General features: G+C 59.5%; 19 protein-coding genes. 7 read left to right on the forward strand and 12 right to left on the reverse strand.

Annotation, left to right across the window (positions count from 1 at the left end; translation table 11 throughout):
• Nucleotides 1-192: 192 nt before the first annotated feature.
• Complete coding sequence (gyrA, locus tag CKW17_RS15580; protein ID WP_034155294.1) at nucleotides 193-2967, reverse strand: DNA gyrase subunit A; 2775 nt, start codon at nucleotides 2965-2967, stop codon at nucleotides 193-195.
• 423 nt (nucleotides 2968-3390) lie between these two features.
• Nucleotides 3391-4467, reverse strand: a complete 1077-nt coding sequence (mtnA, locus tag CKW17_RS15585) for an S-methyl-5-thioribose-1-phosphate isomerase (RefSeq protein ID WP_095120523.1) — start codon at nucleotides 4465-4467, stop codon at nucleotides 3391-3393.
• 108 nt (nucleotides 4468-4575) lie between these two features.
• Between mtnA and CKW17_RS15590 the strand changes: the two genes are divergently transcribed.
• The 5 genes from CKW17_RS15590 to CKW17_RS15610 all read left to right on the forward strand — a co-directional run bounded on the left by CKW17_RS15590 (nucleotide 4576) and on the right by CKW17_RS15610 (nucleotide 9429).
• Entirely contained in the window at nucleotides 4576-5910 is a 1335-nt protein-coding gene (locus CKW17_RS15590) for a TRZ/ATZ family hydrolase (RefSeq protein ID WP_095120524.1), read from the forward strand.
• Between the two features lie 56 nt (nucleotides 5911-5966).
• Complete coding sequence (gene ubiG, locus CKW17_RS15595) at nucleotides 5967-6665, forward strand: bifunctional 2-polyprenyl-6-hydroxyphenol methylase/3-demethylubiquinol 3-O-methyltransferase UbiG (protein WP_007908399.1); 699 nt, start codon at nucleotides 5967-5969, stop codon at nucleotides 6663-6665.
• A 4-nt stretch (nucleotides 6666-6669) separates the two neighbouring features.
• Nucleotides 6670-7341, forward strand: coding sequence for an N-acetylmuramic acid 6-phosphate phosphatase MupP (gene mupP, locus CKW17_RS15600; RefSeq protein WP_038364376.1), 672 nt, complete (start codon nucleotides 6670-6672; stop codon nucleotides 7339-7341).
• A 59-nt stretch (nucleotides 7342-7400) separates the two neighbouring features.
• On the forward strand, nucleotides 7401-8141 hold the full coding sequence (locus CKW17_RS15605; RefSeq protein ID WP_085710824.1) for a YciK family oxidoreductase: 741 nt from the start codon (nucleotides 7401-7403) through the stop codon (nucleotides 8139-8141).
• 361 nt (nucleotides 8142-8502) lie between these two features.
• Entirely contained in the window at nucleotides 8503-9429 is a 927-nt protein-coding gene (locus CKW17_RS15610; RefSeq protein WP_095120525.1) for a GGDEF domain-containing protein, read from the forward strand.
• A gap of 133 nt (nucleotides 9430-9562) precedes the next feature.
• On the opposite strand, the gene CKW17_RS15615 is transcribed toward CKW17_RS15610, so the two are convergent.
• The 7 genes from CKW17_RS15615 to CKW17_RS15645 all read right to left on the reverse strand — a co-directional run bounded on the left by CKW17_RS15615 (nucleotide 9563) and on the right by CKW17_RS15645 (nucleotide 17466).
• Nucleotides 9563-10324: an iron-containing redox enzyme family protein gene (locus CKW17_RS15615; RefSeq protein WP_189683916.1), complete on the reverse strand. Its 762-nt coding sequence runs from the start codon at nucleotides 10322-10324 to the stop codon at nucleotides 9563-9565.
• A 79-nt stretch (nucleotides 10325-10403) separates the two neighbouring features.
• Nucleotides 10404-12863 (reverse strand): EAL domain-containing protein, encoded by a 2460-nt coding sequence (locus CKW17_RS15620; protein ID WP_095120527.1) that lies wholly within the window; start codon nucleotides 12861-12863, stop codon nucleotides 10404-10406.
• A gap of 201 nt (nucleotides 12864-13064) precedes the next feature.
• A complete protein-coding gene (locus CKW17_RS15625; protein ID WP_095120528.1) occupies nucleotides 13065-14891 on the reverse strand; it encodes an ABC transporter ATP-binding protein in 1827 nt (608 codons plus the stop codon).
• Nucleotides 14884-15486: a DsbA family protein gene (locus tag CKW17_RS15630; RefSeq protein WP_176470083.1), complete on the reverse strand. Its 603-nt coding sequence runs from the start codon at nucleotides 15484-15486 to the stop codon at nucleotides 14884-14886. The genes CKW17_RS15625 and CKW17_RS15630 overlap by 8 nt, the downstream gene beginning before the upstream one ends.
• A gap of 35 nt (nucleotides 15487-15521) precedes the next feature.
• A complete protein-coding gene (locus tag CKW17_RS15635; protein WP_095120530.1) occupies nucleotides 15522-16463 on the reverse strand; it encodes a rhodanese-related sulfurtransferase in 942 nt (313 codons plus the stop codon).
• 163 nt (nucleotides 16464-16626) lie between these two features.
• A complete protein-coding gene (locus CKW17_RS15640) occupies nucleotides 16627-16932 on the reverse strand; it encodes a BolA family transcriptional regulator (RefSeq protein ID WP_034155304.1) in 306 nt (101 codons plus the stop codon).
• Nucleotides 16933-16944: 12 nt separating this feature from the next.
• Nucleotides 16945-17466, reverse strand: a complete 522-nt coding sequence (locus tag CKW17_RS15645; RefSeq protein WP_095120531.1) for a DUF2059 domain-containing protein — start codon at nucleotides 17464-17466, stop codon at nucleotides 16945-16947.
• 193 nt (nucleotides 17467-17659) lie between these two features.
• Here CKW17_RS15645 and CKW17_RS15650 point away from each other — a divergent pair, with 193 nt between their 5' ends.
• Entirely contained in the window at nucleotides 17660-19054 is a 1395-nt protein-coding gene (locus tag CKW17_RS15650) for a class II fumarate hydratase (RefSeq protein ID WP_007908383.1), read from the forward strand.
• A 123-nt stretch (nucleotides 19055-19177) separates the two neighbouring features.
• Here the strand turns inward: CKW17_RS15650 and CKW17_RS15655 are convergent, their stop codons facing one another.
• Nucleotides 19178-20137, reverse strand: a complete 960-nt coding sequence (locus CKW17_RS15655; RefSeq protein WP_095120532.1) for a DMT family transporter — start codon at nucleotides 20135-20137, stop codon at nucleotides 19178-19180.
• A 211-nt stretch (nucleotides 20138-20348) separates the two neighbouring features.
• Between CKW17_RS15655 and CKW17_RS15660 the strand changes: the two genes are divergently transcribed.
• On the forward strand, nucleotides 20349-20552 hold the full coding sequence (locus CKW17_RS15660) for a DUF6316 family protein (RefSeq protein ID WP_095120533.1): 204 nt from the start codon (nucleotides 20349-20351) through the stop codon (nucleotides 20550-20552).
• A gap of 102 nt (nucleotides 20553-20654) precedes the next feature.
• On the opposite strand, the gene CKW17_RS15665 is transcribed toward CKW17_RS15660, so the two are convergent.
• Together CKW17_RS15665 and pap are read right to left on the reverse strand one after the other, a co-directional pair.
• Nucleotides 20655-21839 (reverse strand): thiolase family protein, encoded by a 1185-nt coding sequence (locus CKW17_RS15665; protein ID WP_095120534.1) that lies wholly within the window; start codon nucleotides 21837-21839, stop codon nucleotides 20655-20657.
• Between the two features lie 102 nt (nucleotides 21840-21941).
• Nucleotides 21942-23456 carry a polyphosphate:AMP phosphotransferase gene (pap, locus tag CKW17_RS15670; protein ID WP_095120535.1) on the reverse strand — a complete coding sequence of 505 codons (1515 nt, stop codon included), beginning with the start codon at nucleotides 23454-23456 and terminating at the stop codon, nucleotides 21942-21944.
• Between the last annotated feature and the right edge of the window lie 108 nt (nucleotides 23457-23564).

Below are 23564 nucleotides of genomic sequence, written 5' to 3' on the forward strand. Positions count from 1 at the left end.
AACAGCGATGAAACGCTTTCCAGTGTAGGAGTGAGCCTGCTCGCGATAGCGGTGTGTCAGCCAACGAATGCTTATCTGACACACCGCTATCGCGAGCAGGCTCACTCCCACAGGGGATCTCCATGATGTCGAAATTTCATACCGGACAAATAACAAGGGGGCGAATTTTCATCCGCCCCCTTGTTTGTCCGCTTATTCTTGCGGTTCTTCGTCTGCTGCGGCGTCGAGTTGCTGGTCTTCACCGGCATCGTCGTTTACGACAGTGCCTTCGAATTCCTCGCCCTCTTCACCCTCGAGCTCTTCACCTTCGACTTCCGAAGGTTCCTGAACCCGCTCCAGTCCGACCAGGGTTTCATCCTTGGCCAGCTTGATCAGCGTCACGCCCTGAGTGTTACGGCCCAGGCTCGACACTTCGTCGACACGGGTACGCACCAGAGTGCCCTGATCGGAGATCAGCATGATTTCTTCGCCATCCTGCACCTGAACCGCGCCGACCAGACGGCCATTACGCTCGTTGCTGACCATGGCGATTACGCCCTGACCGCCACGCTTGTATTCAGGGAACTCGGTGATCGCCGTGCGCTTGCCGTAGCCGCGCTCGGACGCCGTCAGGATTTCGCTGCCTTCTTCCGGAATCAGCATGGAGATCAACTTCTGCCCTTCCGGCAGACGCATACCACGCACACCGCGGGCGGTACGGCCCATGGCGCGAACTTCGGATTCCTTGAAGCGAGTCACTTTGCCGCCGTCGGAGAACAGCATGATTTCCTGCTCGCCATCGGTGATGGCGGCGGAGATCAGGATGTCGCCTTCGTCCAGCTCCAGCGCGATCAGACCGACGCTGCGCTGACGGCTGAAGGCCACCAACGGGGTCTTCTTGACGGTACCGTTGGCGGTCGACATGAAGATGAACGGTGCTTTCTTGCGGTCGGCAGCCTTGATGCGAGCGCGACGCTCTTCATCAGTCTCGTTGCTGTTCTCGATCTCTTCTACATCAGCTTCAGCGCCTTCGGCTTCTTCTTCATCAGCCTGACGCTTCATGGCTTCGAGATCGACCGGCAGCATGGTGGTGATGTATTCGCCTTCGCTCAATGGCAGAAGGTTGACCAGCGGACGACCACGGGCGGCGCGGGAGGCTTCCGGAATCTCGTAGGTCTTGAGCCAGTAAACCTTGCCTTTGCTGGAGAACAGCAGCAGCGTGGTGTGGCTGTTGGCAACCAGCAGGTGAGCGATGTAGTCCTCATCCTTGACGCCGGTCGCCGATTTGCCTTTACCGCCACGACGCTGAGCCTGGTACGCAGCCAGTGGCTGGGTCTTGGCGTAGCCACCGTGAGAGATGGTCACGACGCGCTCTTCTTCCGGGATCATGTCACCCAGGGTCAGGTCGAGACGGGCATCGAGAATTTCGGTGCGACGCACGTCGCCGTATTCGGCACGAATCACTTCCAGCTCTTCGCGGATCACTTCCATCAGGCGCACAGCGCTGTTGAGGATGCGGATCAGCTCGCCGATCTGATTGAGGATCTCTTGATACTCAGCCAGCAGTTTTTCGTGTTCCAGACCGGTCAGACGGTGCAGACGCAGCTCCAGAATGGCTTGCGCCTGTTCTGGCGACAGGAAGTACTTGCCTTCGCGCAGACCGTATTGCGGGTCGAGGTTTTCCGGACGGCACGAATCGGCACCGGCACGCTCAACCATCGCCACCACTGCCGAGGATTCCCACGGCGTGCTGATCAGCGCTTCTTTGGCTTCCGAAGGGGTCGGCGAGGCTTTGATCAGGGCGATGACCGGGTCGATGTTCGACAGGGCAACGGCCTGGCCTTCGAGGATGTGACCACGCTCGCGCGCCTTGCGCAGTTCGAACACGGTGCGACGGGTAACGACTTCGCGACGGTGACGGACGAAGGCTTCCAGCAGATCCTTGAGGTTGAGGATGCGTGGGCGGCCGTCGATCAGCGCAACGATGTTGATGCCGAATACCGATTGCAGCTGGGTCTGGGCGTAGAGGTTGTTGAGGATCACCTCAGGCACTTCGCCGCGACGCAGTTCGATCACGACGCGCATACCGTCCTTGTCGGACTCGTCGCGCAATTCGGTGATGCCTTCCAGCTTCTTCTCTTTGACCAGCTCGGCGATCTTCTCGATCAGACGCGCCTTGTTCAACTGGTAAGGGAGTTCGGTGATGACGATCTGCTGACGGCCACCGACCTTGTCGATGTCTTCAATGATCGAACGAGCGCGCATGTAAATACGCCCGCGACCGGTGCGGTAGGCTTCGATGATGCCGGCGCGACCGTTGATGATCGCGGCGGTCGGGAAGTCCGGACCGGGGATATACTGCATCAGCTCATCGACGGTCAGCTCAGGGTTGTCGATGAGCGCCAGGCAACCGTCGATGACTTCACCGAGGTTGTGCGGCGGAATGTTGGTCGCCATGCCCACGGCGATACCGCTGGAGCCGTTGACCAGCAGGTTGGGGATACGGGTCGGCATGACCGCCGGGATCATTTCGGTGCCGTCGTAGTTCGGCACCCAGTCCACGGTTTCCTTGTGCAGGTCAGCCAGCAGTTCGTGCGCCAGTTTGGTCATGCGCACTTCGGTGTATCGCATGGCCGCAGCGTTGTCGCCGTCGACCGAACCGAAGTTGCCCTGACCGTCTACCAGCAGGTAGCGCAGGGAGAAAGGCTGAGCCATACGAACGATGGTGTCGTACACGGCAGTGTCACCGTGCGGGTGATACTTACCGATCACGTCGCCGACAACACGGGCAGATTTCTTGTACGGCTTGTTGAAGTCGTTGCCCAGCTCGCTCATCGCAAACAGTACGCGACGGTGCACGGGCTTGAGGCCATCGCGCGCATCCGGCAGTGCACGGCCGACGATCACGCTCATCGCGTAGTCGAGGTAGGACTGTTTCAGCTCGTCTTCGATATTGACCGGGAGGATTTCTTTGGCCAGTTCGCCCATGAGAAGCCTGATTCCTTTTTCTGGTGAAACTTCGTCATATCCATGTGGGAGCAACGAAGCTCGTCGGGGCCGGCCGAGTGCCATGCGCCGACTTACGACAAATCAACATTGGATCGCGGATTTGCGCAGTAAAGACAGCTCCGTGGAGCTGCCTCGGAAAACGCCGGATGTTATCACAAAGGCCGCCACGCACCTATCCCCCTGATGCGCATGGAGCATAGTTAGTTGACCGGTGACAGGCTTAACGGGGACGAGAGAGGCTCAGAGCTTCTTTGAATGCAGAATTCAGGCTTGGTTTGAGGATGTTTATTGACTTTTAAGGCCCTTTCGCGAGCAGGCTCGCTCCCACATTGTTCTGTGGCGTTCACAAAAACTGTGGGAGCGAGCTTGCTCGCGAAGATGTCGACGCGGGATTCAAGCCTGTTAATGCAGGCGCTTGCGGCACATCAACTGGGCCATTTTCGCGGTATCCGGACGCTCGACGATGCCCTTTTCGGTGACGATCGCATCGATCAGGTCTGCCGGAGTCACGTCAAACACCGGGTTGAACGCTTCAACGTCGGCACCGACGCGCTTGCCGCCGACTTCCAGCAACTCGGCACCGTCACGCTCTTCGATCGGGATGTCATCACCACTGACCAGGTTCATGTCGATGGTCGAACTCGGCGCCACCACCATGAAACGCACGCCGTGGTGCATGGCGTTGACCGCCAGTTGATAGGTGCCGATCTTGTTGGCCACATCACCGTTGGCCGTGATGCGGTCGGCGCCGACGATCACCCAGGTCACGCCTTTGGTTTTCATGATGTGCGCAGCAGCGGAGTCAGCATTCAGAGTTACCGGAATGCCTTCGTTGGCCAGTTCCCACGCAGTCAGGCGCGAGCCCTGCAGCCATGGACGGGTTTCGTCGGCATAAACGCGCTCGACCATGCCTTCAATAAAGGCTGCACGAATCACTCCCAACGCCGTACCGAAACCACCGGTAGCCAGCGCGCCGGTATTGCAGTGGGTCAGAATCGCCTGGGCATTGCCCTGATGTTTGCGGATCAGATCAACGCCCAACTGCGCCATGGTCAGGTTGGCTTCACGGTCGCTTTCATGAATGGCGATAGCTTCGGCTTCCAGCGCCGCCAGCGGATCGGCGTTTTCTTTCAAGCGATCGAGGCGATCGTGCATGCGACCCAGCGCCCAGAACAGATTGACCGCTGTCGGACGAGAATCCGCCAGCAAGGCGAAATCCTCTTCCAGCGCCGCGTACCAATCGCCACCTTCAGCGATCCGCGCACGCGCCGCGAGGACGATGCCATAGGCCGCACTGATGCCGATGGCCGGCGCGCCACGCACCACCATCGAGCGAATTGCCTCGGCCACGCCGGCGGCGCTGGTGTAGGCAATCCACGTTTCTTCGAACGGCAAAATACGCTGATCCAGCAGGTGCAGCGCGCCGTCTCGCCAATCGATGGCCTTCACTTTCTCCGCAGCCAACAGTCGATCGCGCATCCCACACCCCGCACTCATGAACAAAAGCCGCCGATTATAGCGATCCCCCCGCGAAGACGCTCGGGTATACTTCGCCATCCTTTACAAAAGCACTGGAACCGACCCTCGATGCCGAAACCTGCCATTGCGCTCGACTTATTATTGCTGCCGACCTGGCTGGTACCCGTCGAACCTGCAGGCGTTGTGCTCAAAGAGCACGGCCTGGGCATCCGCGACGGTCGCATCGTGTTTATCGGCCCGCGCGCCGAAGCATTGAAGTGTAACGCCACGGAAATCCGCGAACTGCCGGATGTGCTGCTCGCCCCGGGCCTGATCAATGCGCACGGCCACGCAGCGATGACGCTGTTCCGCGGCCTGGCCGATGATCTGCCGCTGATGACCTGGCTGGAAAACCACATCTGGCCGGCCGAGGCCAAGTGGGTCGATGAAGACTTCGTTCGTGACGGCACCGATCTGGCCATTGCCGAGCAGATCAAGGGTGGCATCACCTGTTTTTCGGACATGTATTTCTTCCCGAAAGTCGCCAGTGAACGCGTGCACAACAGCGGCATTCGCGCGCAGATCGCCATTCCGATCCTCGATTTCCCGATCCCGGGCGCCAGCAGCGCCGATGAAGCCATTCGTCAGGGCGTCGAACTGTTCGGCGATCTTAAGCACCACGAACGCATCAAGATCACGTTCGGCCCTCATGCACCGTACACCGTCGGCGACGAAAACCTGGAGAAAATCCGCGTGATTGCCGAGGAACTGGACGCCTCGATCCATATGCACGTGCACGAAACCGCTTTCGAAGTTCAGCAGTCACTGGAGCAGCGCGGCGAACGTCCACTGGCCCGCCTCGGTCGTCTTGGCCTGCTCGGCCCGCGCTTCCAGGCCGTGCACATGACCCAGATCAGCGATGACGACCTGGCGTTGCTGGTAGAAAGCAACACCAGCGTGATCCATTGCCCGGAATCCAACCTGAAACTCGCCAGCGGCTTCTGCCCGGTCGAGCGTTTGTGGCAGGCTGGCGTCAATGTCGCGGTCGGCACCGATGGCGCCGCCAGCAATAACGATCTCGATCTGCTCGGCGAAACCCGCACCGCCGCGCTGCTGGCCAAAGCCGTCGCCGGCTCCGCCACCGCGCTGGACGCCCATCGGGCGCTGCGCATGGCCACCCTGAATGGCGCGCGGGCACTGGGAATCGAAGCACAAGTCGGCTCGCTGGAAATCGGCAAAGCTGCCGACATCGTCGCTTTCGACCTGTCCGGTCTGGCGCAGCAACCGGTGTACGACCCGGTTTCGCAGCTTATCTATGCCACCGGTCGCGATTGCGTGAAACACCTGTGGGTCGCCGGCAAACAACTGCTCGACGACCGGCGCCTGACCCGACTAGACGAAGAACAGCTGGGCGTCACCGCCCGGGCCTGGGGCCAGCGCATCAGCGGCCACACCGAATCGTAAACACTCCGGCGCAAATGCCGGGGCTACAGCCTTTTTCAAGTTTCAGAGGATTTAACATGAGTAACGTCGACCACGCCGAAATCGCCAAATTCGAAGCCCTGGCCCATCGCTGGTGGGACCGCGAAAGCGAATTCAAACCGCTGCACGACATCAACCCGCTGCGGGTCAACTGGATTGACGAGCGGGTCAATCTGGCTGGCAAGAAAGTCCTCGACGTCGGCTGCGGCGGCGGCATTCTCAGCGAAGCCATGGCCCAGCGTGGCGCGACCGTGATGGGCATCGACATGGGCGAAGCGCCACTGGCGGTCGCGCAACTGCATCAGCTGGAATCCGGCGTCAGCGTCGAATACCGCCAGATCACCGCCGAAGCGCTGGCCGAAGAAATGCCTGAGCAGTTCGATGTGGTGACTTGCCTGGAAATGCTCGAGCACGTACCGGATCCATCGTCGGTCATCCGCGCCTGCTTCCGCATGGTCAAGCCCGGCGGCCAGGTGTTCTTCTCGACCATCAACCGCAACCCGAAGGCGTATCTGTTCGCCATCATCGGCGCTGAATACATCATGAAGCTGCTGCCGCGCGGCACCCATGACTTCAAGAAATTCATCCGCCCGTCCGAGCTCGGCGCGTGGAGCCGCATGGCCGGCCTGACCGTCAAGGACATCATCGGCCTGACCTACAACCCGCTGACCAAGCACTACAAGCTGGCCAACGACGTTGACGTCAACTACATGATCCAGACCCTGCGCGAGGAGTAAGCCGATGGCCATCAGAGCAGTTCTCTTCGACATGGACGGCACCCTGCTCGACACGGCGCCGGACTTCATCGCGATCTGCCAGGCAATGCGTGCAGATCGCGGCTTGCCGCCGATCAACGACAAGCACATCCGCGACGAGATCTCCGGCGGCGCCAAGGCCATGGTCGCGGTGACGTTCTCGATGGACCCGGAATCGCCGGGCTTCGAAGAGCTGCGTCTGGAGTTCCTTGAGCGCTATCTGGTTGGCTGCGCGGTGCACAGCAAGCTGTTTGACGGCATGGGTGAACTGCTGGCCGATATCGAAAAGGCCAATCTGATTTGGGGCGTGGTGACTAACAAGCCTTTGCGCTTTGCCGAGCCGATCATGCAGCAACTGGGATTGGCTGAGCGTTCGGCCTTGCTGATCTGCCCGGATCACGTGAAGAACAGCAAGCCGGATCCGGAGCCGTTGATCCTTGCGTGCAAGATGCTTGATCTGGATCCATCGACGGTGCTGTTTGTCGGCGATGATCTGCGCGATATCGAATCCGGCCGCGATGCCGGCACGAAAACCGCGGCGGTGACGTTTGGCTACATCCACCCGGACGACAACCCGCGGCATTGGGGGGCGGACGTGGTGGTGGATCATCCGTCGGAGTTGCGCAAGGTACTCGATAGCGCTCTGTGCAGCTGCTGAGCGTCACTGGCTGCATTCCCACGCAGAGCGTGGGAACGATCTGACTTGATGAGGTTTTTATGTTTGATTACTCCGCTCGTCCCGAATTGCTCAAGGATCGGGTCATTCTGGTCACCGGTGCCGGTCGTGGCATTGGCGCGGCGGCCGCGAAAACCTACGCCGCTCATGGCGCTACGGTATTGCTGCTGGGCAAAACCGAAGCCAATCTGACCCAGGTCTACGACGAGATCGAAGCCGCCGGCCATCCGCAACCGGCAGTGATTCCGTTCAACCTCGAAACCGCCCTGCCCCATCAGTACGATGAGCTGGCCGCGATGATCGAGAGCGAATTCGGCCACCTCGACGGATTGCTGCACAACGCTTCGATCATCGGCCCACGCACGCCGATCGAGCAGTTGTCCGGTGAAAACTTCATGCGCGTCATGCAGGTCAACGTCAACGCCATGTTCATGCTGACCAGCACCCTGCTGCCACTGCTCAAGCTGTCGCAGGATGCATCGGTGGTGTTCACTTCCAGCAGCGTCGGGCGCAAAGGCCGGGCGTACTGGGGCGCTTATGGCGTGTCGAAGTTCGCTACCGAAGGCCTGATGCAAACCCTGGCCGATGAAGTCGACGGTGTGGCGCCAGTACGCTCGAACAGCATCAACCCCGGCGGTACGCGCACCAGCATGCGTGCTCAGGCCTATCCGGGGGAAAACCCGCTGAACAATCCGACGCCGGAAGAAATCATGCCGGTCTACCTGTACCTGATGGGCCCGGACAGCACCGGCATCAACGGCCAGGCATTCAACGCGCAATAACTGCCATACGTCGCATTTGTTGCCGCGGCAGATTCCTGTCGCGGCACGCATTTGCCGCTGATGACTGTCATATTTCAGTCAATTTTCCAGCGCATCCATCCCTCATCACCAGCCAACTCATTGATTCAAAACGGTTTAAATAAAAACGAACCGAATGGCACGACTTTCGCTCTAATTTCTCTCAAAACAAGCCACGTGAAGGCAATGGGGCGAGCCCGATTTCGATAGCTTACTAATCGTCATCCGGCAGACTAGACTTACGCCAAACGTCCTACGGGACTGATGGATCAGTACGACGCGCAGCCCATAGCCGCTCTCACCCAGCCTGTAAGACAGACTTACTGCTAAGGGTTCACGCCATATGAAATCACCCTCCCAGACCAATGCAATTGACTTTGACAGTGCCAAATTGCAACGCCTGGGCTTTGGTCAACTGCCGCCCCTTCTGGAGCGACCGGCCAATCTGGCGCAATTGCGTCAGCAAATGAGCCTGCAGCTGCAAACCAGTCTTGAGCCGCAACGCATCCTCGGCCTGTTTTTCCGCGAAGTTCAGCGCCTTGTACCGCTGGACGCGCTGAGCTACGTGCACCAGGGCAGCGATCTGCGCCTGGAATTCGGTACCCGCGGCCACCATTCGATCAGCTATAGCCTGAGCCACGAAGGCGAGCATATGGGCGAACTGGTGTTCCGTCGCAATCAGCGCTTCAACGAACAGGATCAGGGCAACCTTGAATCGCTGTTGTCGTCGCTGCTGTACCCGATGCGCAATGCCCTGCTCTACCGCGCCGCCACGCAGAGCGCCCTGCGTGATCCGCTGACCGGCGCCGGTAACCGCATCGCCATGGAGCAGACCTTGCAGCGCGAGATCGACATGTCGCGTCGGCATGTGCAGCCGCTCTCGGTGCTGATGCTCGACATCGATCACTTCAAACGGGTCAATGACAGCCATGGCCACAGCGCCGGCGATGACGTACTTAAAGCCATAGCCGCGACCATCAAGGCGCAACTGCGCAACGTCGACATGGTGTTTCGTTACGGTGGCGAAGAGTTTCTGGTGCTGCTGTCCAATACCGGCCGGGATGCGGCCGCGATGGTCGGCGAACGGCTGCGTTATGCGACGCAGGCAGCTGAATACTATGCGGACGGGCAGTTGATCGAATTGACTGTGAGCCTGGGATGTTCGACGTTGTTGCCGGGCGAATCGGCCGACAGCTTGCTGCGCCGGGCTGACAGTGCGCTGTACGTGGCCAAGCGTGAAGGGCGTAACCGATTGGCGATGGCGGGCTGACATCTTTCGAGCAGCACAAAACAGTGTGGGAGCGAGCCTGCTCGCGAATGCAATCTGACATTCAACCATGAGTTGACTGACGGACCGCTTTCGCGAGCAGGCTCGCTCCCACATTGGTTTCATGCAGCCGAAATCAGCTCTCGACTACGGCCCTGCGCTCTCGGTTGACCAACAAGCGCTCCGACGTTTCCAGTTGCATGCAACGCTCCAGAAACAGGTACATGTAGTCGTAGCTCTTGCACACTGCCTGACGCAGTTCTTCCTGCAAAGCCTTGGTCGGGTTCATCCCGGCCAGGGTGCAGATGATTTCCAGCGCCTCCCAAGGGTGAGCATCGTCATACTGGGCGTGCATCTTCAGCCACTTCATTGCACGCTTGCGGTCTTCTTCAGGAAACGCCGCCGCGTAAACTCCCGTCGAACAAACCACAGCCGACCACTCCCCGGTCGCGCCCTCGATGGCGTAGTTGGTGGCGGCGATAGCCACGATCAGCGAATCGGCCGAACTGGTGTGCCAGCACCAGTGACTCAGCGCATGCAGTTCCGGTGGCACATGTTGGGCCTGGAGATCTTCAAGACTGACGCCATGGGCACGACTCCAATGCACCCAGTAATCAGCGTGATTGAGTTCAACGCGGATATTGCGCATCAGCCAGCGCCGCGCCATGTCTTCTCCGGGGTGGCGGGCAAACCGGGTTTTGGTGAGATTCTGCGCCATGTACAACGCGAACTGCTCAACCACTGGCCAGCCGCCAATCAGGTACTGACGCATGGTTCTGGCACTGAGCTTGTTATCCCGCATGCGCATATACAACTCATGTTCGACAACCCGGCGCTTGCTCTCGCTGCAATCCTCAATGAGCTGTTGCGCCCAGGCAGGATAACTTGCAGCTTCCATGAGTGGTCCGGTTCGGTTGAATGTGTCGATCACTGTTCGGCTCCTTTTGATTTGTGATTGTAAGGATCGGCGAGAGACTTCAACGGAACGTGCCAGGCGCTTTGAATAACAGCGGGTGCGGTCTGGCGGGCCGACTTTGCAAACTGTCACAGGTAAACAACTGTGGGCGTTCTATAACATAACCCTGAGCGTAGTCCACACCGATTTCAAGCAATGCCTGCTCGATCTGGGTTGTTTCAACAAACTCGGCAATTGTCTGCTTACCCATGACATGCCCGATGTGATTGATCACTTCGACCATTGCGCGGTTAATCGGGTCGTCCAGCATATCCTTTACGAAACTCCCGTCGATCTTCAAGAAGTCTACAGGCAAATGTTTCAGATAAGCGAATGAAGACATTCCGGCACAAAAGTCATCAAGTGAGAAGTAACAACCTAAGCCTTTGAGTTCATTAATAAATCTAATTGCACTCCCCAAGTTTGAAATTGCACTGGTCTCGGTAATTTCAAAACAAATCATTTCAGGCGGTATCGCATAGTTAACAAACTGCTCACGCAAAAAGTGCAAAAACGCGTCATCTCCTATAGTAATGCCTGACAGATTAATCGCACACATCGCTAATGGCCGTTTATGCTCTTGCGCAATACATTGAGCAATAACCTTAAATACGTTCTGAACTACCCAGCGATCCAGTTGACTCATCAAACCATAACGCTCGGCAGCAGGAATGAAACTGTCCGGCAGAATCATCCGCCCGGCTTCATCATGCAGTCGCAGTAGGATCTCGATGTGCCCACCCTTGTTGTCGCCCGGCTTGAGCGGGGCGATTTCCTGGGCGTACAGACAAAAACGGTTTTCTTCCAGCGCCATGTGCAGACGCTGCACCCACGCCATTTCGCCAAAGCGCAGCGACAGCTCGGAATCGTCGGCGTGGTAGACCTGCACCCGGTTGCGGCCCTTCTCCTTGGCCATGTAACAGGCCATATCGGCCGCGCGCAGTGAGGTTTCGAGGGTCGTCGGGGTTTGTGCGATATGCACCAGGCCAATGCTCACCGTGGTCAGGAATGGCCGCCCCTTCCAGACAAAATGCAGATTCTGCACCGTCTGGCGCAACGCCTCGGCAATCTTTTCCGCCGCTTCCGGTGCGCAGTTCTCCAGCAAAATGCCGAATTCATCACCGCCAAGGCGCGCCAGCGTATCGCCTTCGCGCAGCCCCGATTGCAACAACGTGCAAATGTGCCGTAACAGCTCATCGCCGGCGGCGTGACCACAGGTGTCGTTGACCAGTTTGAATTGATCGAGGTCGAGGAACATCAGCGCATGCCGCCCGGAATGGCGCGTGAGGTTGTGCAGCGCCTGCTCCAGTCGATATTCAAACTCGCGGCGGTTGGCCAGCCCGGTCAGCGCATCATGGGTCGCCTGCCACGACAGATTGGCGATGTATTGCCGCTCCTGAGTCATGTCGTGCAGCACCAGCACCGTGCCACTGACCTTGCCGGCATTGCGGATCGGCGCGCCGACCAACGTTACCGACAACGTTGTGCCATCCAGGCGCTGGATCAGTTTCGAATGCTCGCTACCGCCGCTGAGCTTACCGCTGAGAATGTGCTCGATCAGCGTCAGGCCTTCGGCCTGAGCGTTGTCGTCGAGCAGATTGAACAGCGCGGCCAGCGGCAGGCCGGCCGCCTGCTCGGCCTTCCAGTGAGTCATGGATTCGGCGGCAGGGTTCATGTAATCGATGGCACCGCTGACATCGGTGGTGATGACGCCATCACCGATCGAATGCAAGGTGACGTGCGCCCGATCCTTCTCCAGTTGCAGCGCCTCGGCAAAGGCATGACGCTGCTTGAGCAGTTTGTGTGTGCGCCACAAGGCCAGCACGATCAACCCAAGTGCCGTGGCCAGGTTGGTGAACAGCAGCAGACGCATGATCATCCGCGAGCCTTCGCCCAAGGCATCGCTGAAGGCTTTCGCCGCCGGCGTCACACCATCGTTGATAGCGAAAATCCGCGCCTTCCAGCGCTGGACATCGGCACTGTTGGCGGTGTTCTGCGAGATGCTGCGGTGCATCTCCTGCGCCACGTCATCCAGCTCGACCAGATAGGCGTCACCGACGGTCCAGCGATCAATGGCCGTTTCCAGATAACTGAAATGGCGGAAGTTGAGGTACAGCCAGATCAGGCTGGAGACGTCATCCGGGTGGTTGCCGCCCTTGAGAATACCTTCGCGCGCTGCGGCCAGGTCCGGCGGTTGATGATCCAGCGCCAGGCGCAACTGATGACCGCCTTGCGGCACGGCAATCGCGTTGCGGTATTTGAGGAAAATTGCCTCGTCGCGGCTGTCGGCATACAGATTGAGGTAGTAGATCGCGTCTTTCTGGCCCTTGGACCAAAGGCTTTCACCGGCGACATAACCGCGAACGGCCGACAGCACGTAAAGACTCACGCCACCCAATAACGCTTGAAACAACACGACGGCAATAAATGGCCAGACGATGCCCAACAACCGTGGCGTTCCGAGAGTCCGCTTTTGCTTCATGAGATCCCTTGCGCAAGCACTGCCAGATGAACACCGGAAAATCCCGCTCCTGACAGCTCAGCCTAGGCTAATTTTCGACAAGTCAAAGGGACAGCTCTGCCGTCCTCTAAGTCGATTGTGCAAATGGCGGGTCTGCTTGAACGTTCCGGTTGAGTTTACTCAATGCAATTCAAGCACTAAGCACAGAAACCGGAACGAAACTCAAGGGCGCTGGATCTGCTGCAGGTGACCATAGAGCTTGGCATACAGGCCACCGTCAGCGATCAACTGCTGATGATCGCCGTCTTCAGCGACCTGACCACCGTCGAACACCAGCACGCGATCAGCCTGCTTCACCGCCGACAGTCGGTGGGCAATGATCAGCGTGGTGCGGCCATTGAGAAAGCGCGCCATGGCCTGATGCAGGTTGTACTCGGTGGCGGCGTCAAGAGCCGAGGTGGCTTCGTCGAGGATGACGACTTTCGGCTCGGCGAGGATCATCCGCGCAATGGCCAGACGTTGCCGCTGCCCGCCCGACAGACGCACACCGGAACGACCGACAATACTGTCCAGGCCATTGGGCAAAGCACGGATGGTCGCTTCGAGCTGAGCGATTTCCAGCGCCTGCCAGCAGGCTTCGTCGCTGCGAGTGCGGCCCATGGTCAGGTTGGCGCGCACGGTATCGTTGAACAGTGCCGGGTGCTGCAGCACCACCGCGACGTTTTCCCGCACCGTGTCCAGGCCGATCTCCTGCTGGGTCGAACCGCCGAAACGGATGCTGCCGGACACTGGCGTATACAGCCCGAGCAGCAATTGCACGAGGGTACTTTTGCCACCGCCGCTGGCGCCGACAATCGCGACTTTTTCACCGGGCGCAATCGACAGATTCAACTGATCCAGCACCAGTTCATCACCGTAGCCGAAGCTCAGGCCTTGCACCTGAATGCCGACGGTGTCACGGCCCTTGAACGGATCGACGCCACCGGGATATTGCGGCTCATCGGCGCGCGCCAGCAGTTCGTTGATCCGCGCCAGCGCCCCGCCCGCCGCGTAATAGGCGTATTGCAGATTAAGCAGTTGTTCAACCGGGCCGATCATGAACCACAGGTAGCTGAACACCGCCAGCATCTGGCCGATCGACAGGTCGGAGAACAACACCGTGAGCATCGCCGCAGCGCGGAAAATGTCGATGCCGAACTGGAACAGCAAACCACTGGCGCGGTTCGAGGCGTCGGTTTTCCATTGCGAGTTGACCGCGTAGTTGCGCACTTCCTGCGCACGCAGACCGAGTCGCCCGAGGAAGAAGCCCTGACGGTTGCCGGCACGGATTTCCTGAATCGCATCGAGGGTTTCGCTCAACGCCTGAGTGAAGCGTGAGGTGCTGTCGTTCTCGAGTTTCTTCAGGTGTTTGACGCGTTTGCCCAACTGCACCGTGGCGTAGATCACCAACGGGTTGAACAGCAGAATCAGCAACGCCAGTTTCCAGTGCATCCACATCAGGATGCTCGCGGTGCCGACCAGGGTCAGCATCGCCACCAGAAAACGACTGAGGGTTTCGCCGACAAATTTGTCGAGGGTATCGAGATCCGTGACCAGGTGCGTGGTCACTGTGCCGCTGCCGAGGCTTTCGTATTCGCCGAGGGAAATGCGCTTAAGGCGTTCGATCAAGCGCACGCGAATACGATAGACGATGTCCTTGGCCAAGCGCGCAAACAGGCGCGACTGCAACACGCCAAAGCACAGCGAGCCGCATCGCAGAGTCAAGGTGACCAACAGCATCAGACCGATGTAGCCCGCCGCTTGCTGCCACATCGACGGCAGCACATGGTTCATGACTTTCAGTGCCGCATCGCCGTGGCCGAGCAGGACTTCGTCCACCAGCAATGGCAGCAGCAATGGGATCGGCACGCTGCACAACGTCGCCAGCACAGCCACGCCGTTGGCGATCCACAGGGATTTTTTGTGTGTAAGTGCCAGTCGCCGGACTTCTGCCCAGCTCAGCCGGTCGACACGCTTTACGGCTGGCGTGTCATCGGCCCTATCAGACACAGGCCGCACGCTCCAGCCAGCGGCCGAGCAATGGCGACAGTTCACTGAGCGGTTGATAGCCGTTGGTCAGCAGTGCCAGTTGGCCGTTGCGCTCGGCCAGCAGGGTCGGAAAACCGGCGATACCGAGATCCTGCACCCAACTGAAATCGGCCTGAGTCGCTTTGTGCTGATCGGCATGATCGAACAACGCCGCGAATTCGATGCGCGGCACGCCGGCCTTTTCTGCCAACTCGACCAGCACGCTGGCCTGGGTGACATCGCGACCTTCAGCGTAAAACGCCTGCTGGATCAGCCCGACCAGTTTCCACGCGCAATCCGGCGCCAGGCTGCGCGCGGTGACGATTGCGCGGCAGGCCGGCTCGGTGTCGTAGACAAACCCGTCAGGCAACGCGCCGTCAAACTTGAACGGCTGGCCGGTGGCCTCGGTGACCGCTTGCCAGTGCTCAAGAATGTAGCGACGCGTGGTCGGCTCCAGCGCCGAACCACTGCCGGTGCGCAAACCGCCGACCACCAGATGCAACTCGACCCCGGCTGCTTGCGCCTGCTCGACCAATGCCTTGGCCACCGGAGCAAATCCCCAGCACCACGAACACATCGGATCCATCACATAGAGCAGGCGTGCAGACATGGTTAAGCCTCGGTGGATGCTTGCTTGTAGTTGTAGCCGATCGGGTGCGGCATGTTGCGCGCTTTGGCCAGTTCGATCTGCTTCTGCCGATCGATGGCGCTGCGGCGGGTTTTCTCGCTCAGCTTGTCCCAGCAATGCGGGCAACTGATGCCGGCGACGTAATGCTCGGAGGCGCGATCTTCAACACTGACCGGTGTGCGGCAGGCATGACATTGATCGTAGTCGCCTTCGCTGAGGTCGTGACGCACGGTCACGCGGTTGTCGAATACAAAGCAGTCGCCCTGCCACTTGGTTTCTTCCTGCGGCACCTCTTCAAGGTACTTCAGGATGCCGCCCTTGAGGTGGTAAACCTCTTCATAGCCTTCGCTGAGCATGTAGCTCGAGGCTTTCTCGCAGCGAATGCCGCCGGTACAGAACATCGCGACCTTCTTGTGCACGGCCGGGTTGAAGTGTTCTTTGATGTAGTCGGGGAATTCGCGAAAACTGGTGGTTTTCGGATCGATGGCGCCTTCGAAGGTGCCGATCGACACTTCGTAATCGTTGCGCGTGTCGATCAACAGCACTTCCGGGTCGCTGATCAACGCGTTCCAGTCTTGCGGATCAACGTAGGTGCCGACTTTTTTGTTCGGGTCGACGCCTTCGACACCTAGGGTGACGATCTCTTTTTTCAGTTTGACTTTGGTGCGATAGAACGGCTGCTCGTCGCAGTACGACTCTTTGTGATCGATGTCGATCATGCGTGGGTCGTTCTTCAGCCAGGCGAGCAGGCCATCAATGCCTTCGCGGCTGCCGGACACCGTGCCGTTGATGCCTTCTTCGGCGATCAGCAGGGTGCCTTTGATCTGGTTGTCGACCATCGCTTGCAGCAGGGGCTCGCGCAGGTCAACGTAATCTTCGAGGGTGACGAACTTATACAGTGCCGCCACGACAATCGGTTGTGTCATGGGTATTTCTCCAGGTGGCTACCCTCGCAAAGGGTGAACCGGATTCAAAAAAAAACGCGCCGGGTGAGCGGCGCGTTGCGGATTCTAGCAAAAAAGCAGCTTCAAGCGGCGAGCTTCAAGCGACAAGCCAAGAACACTCGCCCTTAACTTGCAGCTTGCCGCTTCAAGCTTGCGGCTGCCGTCCTCCGGCACAGGTCGGTGACGCCGGGGCGGCGCCGATCTCTGCCCATTCCTGCGGGGTGTAGGTGTGCAGCGCCAACGCATGGAACTCGCCCATCAGCTCACCGAGCGTGCCGTAGACTTTCTGGTGGCGCTTGACCCGGTTCAGGCCGTCGAACTGCGCGCTGACCACCACAGCCTTGAAGTGGGTCTGCAACCCGCGACTGTGCATGTGGCTTTCATCCAGCACTTGCAGGTGCTCGGGCTGAAGCAGGGCCAGCGTCGATTCGATGCGTTGTTGCATGGTCATCACGAACTCCGCTTACTTCTTCTTGGCCGGCGCAGCAGCGCCTTTCGGGTCCAGCTCTTTGGTCATGTCGTCGAGCAGCTTGTTGACGACAGGTACGGCGCTTTCCAGTTTGGCCTGGGTCATCTGGGCCGATTGCTGGGTCAACTGCGGCATTTTTTCCAGAACTTTCTTGCCCAGTGGCGACTTGTAGAAAGCAACAAGGTCTTTCAGCTCGGATTCGCTGAAGTTGCTGGTGTAGAGCTTGACCATGTCAGGCTTGAGCTTGTTCCAGCCGATGGCCTGATCCAGCGCAGCGTTGGCTTTGGCCTGGTAGGTTTCCAGCACGGCTTTCTTGGCTTCCGGGGCTTTGGTCTGCTCAAAACGCTGAGCGAACATTTGCTGCACTTGCATGTACACCGGAGTGCCGAGCTTGTCAGCGTGAGCCAGGGTCAGGAAAGCTTCGGCACTGGCGTTGTGGCTGGCGGTATCGGCAAGCACCTGGCCGCTGGCGCAAACCAGTGCAACCGCGGTGCAGATGGCACGAAGACGAGTCATCGAGTTTCCTTTTAAGCAAAGCGAGGTCAAACCCCAAGGGCGACCATTCTGCGCCTAAAAAACCTCGTGGCTCAACCCCCGGGCCTTGCCGCGCTTGATTGGCCGGGTTTTACCGGTCAACAATCGGCTCGATGGAACCACCACGGCCGAAGCCGGCCTAAACTGCGCAAACAGACCAACAGGAGTGTGCACGATGAGCCGTATCGAAACCGACAGCCTGGGCCAGATCGAGGTCCCGGACGACGCTTACTGGGGTGCTCAGACGCAACGCTCGCTGATCAACTTCGCCATTGGTCAGGAACGCATGCCGCTGCCGGTACTGCACGCCTTGGCCCTGATCAAGAAAGCCGCCGCCCGCGTCAACGATCGCAACGGTGATCTGCCTGCCGACATCGCCCGCCTGATCGAACAGGCCGCTGACGAAGTGCTCGACGGCCAGCACGACGACCAGTTTCCGCTGGTGGTCTGGCAGACCGGCAGCGGCACCCAGAGCAACATGAACGTCAACGAAGTCATCGCCGGTCGCGCCAACGAACTGGCCGGCAACCCGCGCGGCGGCAAGACGCCGGTGCACCCCAATGATCACGTCAACCGCTCGCAAAGCTCCAACGACTGCTTCCCCACTGCGATGAGCATCGCCACCGCGCAAGCCGTGCAGGAGCAACTGCTGCCGGCGATTGCCGAGCTGTCCGGTGGTCTCGCCGAGCTGGCGGCGCGGCACATGAAACTGGTGAAAACCGGGCGCACGCACATGATGGACGCGACGCCGATCACCTTCGGTCAGGAGCTCTCCGGTTTTATCGCGCAGCTGGATTACGCCGAACGCGCGATCCGCGCGGCACTGCCGGCGGTGTGTGAACTGGCCCAGGGCGGCACCGCGGTCGGTACGGGGCTGAATTCGCCGCACGGCTTCGGTGAGGCGATTGCCGCCGAACTGGCGGCACTGTCCGGTCTGCCATTCGTCACTGCGCCGAACAAGTTTGCCGCCCTCGCCGGCCACGAACCGCTGACCAGCCTCTCCGGCGCGCTGAAAACCCTCGCCGTGGCGCTGATGAAAATCGCCAACGACCTGCGCCTGCTCGGCTCCGGCCCACGCGCCGGTTTTGCCGAAGTGCGCCTGCCAGCGAATGAGCCGGGCAGTTCGATCATGCCGGGCAAGGTCAACCCGACGCAGTGCGAAGCGCTGTCGATGCTCGCCTGTCAGGTGCTGGGCAACGATGTGACGATCGGCATTGCCGCGAGTCAGGGTCACTTGCAGTTGAACGTGTTCAAACCGGTGATCATCCACAACCTGCTGCAATCGATTCGCCTGCTTGCCGACGGTTGCAGCAACTTCCAGCAGCACTGCATTGCCGGGCTTGAGCCGGATGCCGAAGTCATGGCTAGACATCTGGAACGTGGGCTGATGCTGGTGACAGCGCTGAATCCGCATATCGGCTATGACAAGTCGGCGGAGATTGCCAAGAAGGCCTACAGCGAAGGGCTGACTTTGCGCGAGGCGGCGTTGGCGCTGGGGTATCTGACCGATGAAGAGTTTGATGCGTGGGTGCGGCCGGAGAACATGATCGAGGCTGGCGCCAAGGGCTGAGTTTTGTAGCGCTAGGAAGTCCGTCTTCGCGAGCAGGCTCGCTCCCACATTTGAACGCATTTCCAACATGAGAATGCGGTCCACTGTGGGAGCGAGCCTGCTCGCGAATGGCAGCGACGCGGTCTAACTGGCCGCCATCTTGATCCGCCGCGCCTTCAATCCGGCAATCAACGAAGGCCCCAACGCCACCAGCGCCGACCCCAACACCACCAGCACCGCGCCGCCATAACCCAACCCATTGATCTGCTCGGCATGCACATATTCCGGCCAGATCCCCGCCGCAATTGCCACCGCGCCAAACGTCACCAACGGCGTAATCGCCAACGTCGCACTGACCCGCGACGCCTCCCAATGCGCCAGCGCCTCAGCGAACGCGCCATAGGCAATCAACGTGTTCATGCAGCACGCCAGCAACAGCCAGCCCTGCAGTGGACTCAGGTTCAGCGCTTCGAGCGGGTGCACCCACGGCGTCAGCAACAGTGCGCAGAACAGATAGATCACCATCATCACCTGCAGCGAATTCCACACCGTGAGCAATTGCTTCTGGCCCAGCGCATAGAAGGTCCACACCGTCGACGCCAACAACACCAGCAAAACCCCTGCGGTGTAATCCGACAGCGAGGTCAGCAGCTCCGCCAGCCGCTGATTGAAGAACAACACAAAACCGATCAATAGCACCGCCAAGCCAATGCCCTGGCCAATACTGAAACGCTCCTTGAACACAAAAAGACTGGCGATCAGCAACATGATCGGACCCATTTGCACCACCAGTTGCGCGGTGCCGGGGCTGAGCAGATTGAGCCCCATCAGATACAGCACATAGTTGCCGACCAGCCCGAGCACCGCCATCAGCACCAGCCAGCCGCCCTTCGGCCCAAGCACTTTGCGACTCGGCAAACGCTTGACCGCCGCCAGATAGATGAACAGACAGCCGCCGGACACCAGCAGACGACACCAGGTCACCGTGACCGGATCCATCACCAGCAACACCTGTTTGAGTTTGATCGGCAGGATGCCCCACAGAAACGCGGTCAGCAGCGCCAGGAACAAGCCGTAGACCCAGCGACCGGATGAAATGTGCATGGAAACCCCAAAACCTGCTGACAAGAGCGCTCATTCTAGGCGCGCCTTAGATCTGCACACAGGGACAGTTAAGGCCAGGACGCGAATGCAACTGTGCAGGTCGCAGCAGTAAATTGACGCGGCGCCGTTGATCGGCTGATCGGGCGAGCCAAGTGCTTCAGGCATAAGCTCATTGGATCCCCTTTCAGCGCTTCAGCCAAGGAGACCGCTTATGTTAGGAATGCGCGCCCGCGACAACGCCCCCGAAATGCACTTTCGCAGCGACCGGGTGTGCCGGGTCAATGGCGAACTGTTTTTCAGCACTCGGGAAAATACCCTTGAAGGGCCGTTTGAGAATGCCGAGAAGGCTGAGCAGGAAATAAAGGCGTATATCGCGCGGATGCAGCTTCTGGACTCCAACCGGACACCCAACTGATGCCATCGCGAGCAGGCTCACTCCTACAGGGGAACGTATTCCAAATGTAGGAGTGAGCCTGCTCGCGATAGCAATCCACCCGTCTACAAAACCCTTCCTGCCTTAACGCACTGCCTCAAACAACCCGGTCGCCCCCATCCCCCCGCCCACACACATCGTCACGATCCCATAACGCAAATTACGCCGCTGCAACTCCCGCACCAGATGCCCGACCTGCCGCGATCCGGTCATGCCAAACGGGTGACCAATCGAAATCGAGCCGCCGTTGACGTTGTATTTCTCGTTATCGATCTCCAGCCGATCACGGCTATACAGGCACTGCGAAGCAAACGCCTCGTTCAGCTCCCACAAGTCGATATCCGCCACCTGCAAGCCCTTGGCCTTGAGCAGTTTCGGCACCGAGAACACCGGGCCGATGCCCATCTCGTCCGGCTCGCAACCGGCCACGGTGAAGCCGCGGAAAAACGCTTTCGGTTTGAGCCCCAGTTGCAGGGCTTTTTCCAGGCTCATCACCAAGGTCATCGACGCACCGTCAGACAGTTGCGACGAGTTGCCCGCCGTTACCGAACCGTCTTCAGCAAACACCGGTTTCAATCCAGCAAGGCTTTCATAGGTGGTGTCCGGACGGTTGCAATCATCGCGATCGACCACGCCGTCGAGAATCTGCACCTCACCGGTGTTTTTGTCCTCGACGCGATACTTGACCGCCATCGGCACGATTTCATCGTTGAACAGCCCGGCGGCCTGCGCCGCCGCAGTGCGAATCTGACTTTGCAGGGAGTAACGATCCTGCGCTTCACGGCTGACGCCATAACGCCGCGCGACCACTTCGGCGGTCTGGCCCATCGTGTAATAGATGCCTGGCGTCTGCTGTTTGAGCAGCGGGTTGATCAGGTGATCAGTGTTGACGCTTTTCATGGTCAGGCTGATCGACTCGACGCCGCCGGCAACGATGATATCGCTGCAACCCGAGGCAATCTGGTTGGCGGCAATCGCAATCGCCTGCAAGCCTGAGGAGCAAAAACGATTGAGAGTCATGCCGGCGGTGCCAGTGCCCAAACGCGACAGCACCGCGACGTTACGGCCGATGTTGTAGCCCTGCGCGCCTTCGTTGGAGCCGGCGCCGACGATGCAATCTTCGACGCTGGCCGGGTCGATGTCGTTGCGCTCAAGCAACGCGTTGACGCAATGAGCCGCCATGTCATCGGGACGGGTCTGGTTGAACTTGCCGCGAAAGGATTTGGCCAAGCCGGTCCGCACGCTGTCGACGATCACCACTTCACGCATGGCATACCTCATTGTTGTGGTCAGTTGAGAGTGGACCGAGCATAAGTCCACCGCATCAACCACCGCGACAATCATTCACCCCGCGTATGCGCGTCTATCGGCTTAGTCCTTGTGTTTCTTCGCACGCTTGTCGGATTTCTCGAAAGCGTCTTCGAGTGCGCGGTTGATCGTGCGCAGCACCTTGACCCGCGCCCAGCGCTTGTCATTGGCTTCGACCAGGGTCCATGGCGAGATCTCCGAGCTGGTGCGGTCGACCATATCGCCCACGGCGGCGCGATAGGCGTCCCACTTGTCGCGATTGCGCCAGTCGTCTTCGGTGATCTTGAAGCGCTTGAACGGGATCTCTTCGCGCGCCTGAAAACGCTCCATCTGCGTGTCCTTGTCGATGGCCAGCCAGAACTTCACAACGATCACTCCGGCGTCAGACAGTTGCTCTTCGAAATCGTTGATCTCGCCATAGGCGCGCAGCCAGTCGGCCGGCGTGCAAAAGCCTTCGATGCGCTCCACCAGCACGCGGCCGTACCAGGAACGGTCGAACACGGTGAACTTGCCGCGCGCCGGAATGTGCCGCCAGAAACGCCACAGGTACGGCTGCGCACGTTCCTCTTCAGTCGGCGCGGCAATCGGCACGATGTTGTATTGACGCGGATCGAGCGCCGCCGCAACCCGACGGATCGCCCCGCCCTTGCCCGCCGCGTCGTTGCCTTCGAATACCGCGATCAGTGCGTGGCGGCGCATGCGTTTGTCGCGCATCAACCCGGACAGGCGCGCCTGCTCGGTGATCAGTTGTTCTTCGTAGTCTTTCTTCTCCAGGCGCTGGGTCAGGTCGAGGCTGTCGAGCAGGTTCAACTGATCGACCGGCGTGCCCAACGGCGCGGCGCTGACATCGTGGGGATGAACGTCCGGACGCTTCAGCGCATTTTGCAAACCTTCGAGGAGAATCTTGCCGACCGCCAGGCTGCGGTAGTTGGCGTCGGCGCCTTCGATCACATGCCACGGCGCGTAATCACGGCTGGTACGGCGCAGCACGCGCTCGCCGTATTTGACGAATTTGTCGTAGGTTTCCGATTGCTGCCAGTCCAGCGGGCTGATACGCCAGCTGTGCAGCGGGTCATCGGCCAGCGCTTTGAGCCGGGCCTTCATCTGTTTCTTGGACAGGTGAAACCAGAATTTGAAGATCAGCGCGCCTTCATCGCAGAGCATCTTTTCCAGACGCTCGGCACCCGCGATGGCCTGATCCAGACGCGGATCCTTGAACAAGCCGTGCACCCTGCCCTGCAGCATCCGGCTGTACCAGTTGCCAAAGAAAATCCCCATGCGCCCCTTGGCCGGAAGCATCCGCCAGTAGCGCCACGCCGGTGGCCGCGACAATTCCTCATCGGTCTGCTGATCGAAGGTGCGCACCTCGATCAGGCGCGGGTCCATCCACTCGTTGAGCAATTTGACCGTCTCGCCCTTGCCCGCACCCTCGATGCCGTTGATCAGGATGATCACTGGGAAACGCTTCTGCTGCTGCAATTCGAACTGGGCTTCGAGCAAGGCTTCACGCAATGCCGGGACGGCCGCCTCATAAGTGTCTTTGTCGATGGCGTGACCGATTTCAGCGGATTCAAACATGGGACGGCTCCTTCCAGGATTCAGCAAGACTAGCGGATTGGGCACAGCAGCGGCGCAGAAATTCCCGCGGGTGGCGGATTGTCCGCCAGTCTCGGCGACAAGCCTTGC

The sequence above is a fragment of the Pseudomonas sp. Irchel s3f10 genome (genome assembly GCF_900187515.1).
In the GTDB taxonomy this organism is placed as follows: domain Bacteria; phylum Pseudomonadota; class Gammaproteobacteria; order Pseudomonadales; family Pseudomonadaceae; genus Aquipseudomonas; species Aquipseudomonas tensinigenes.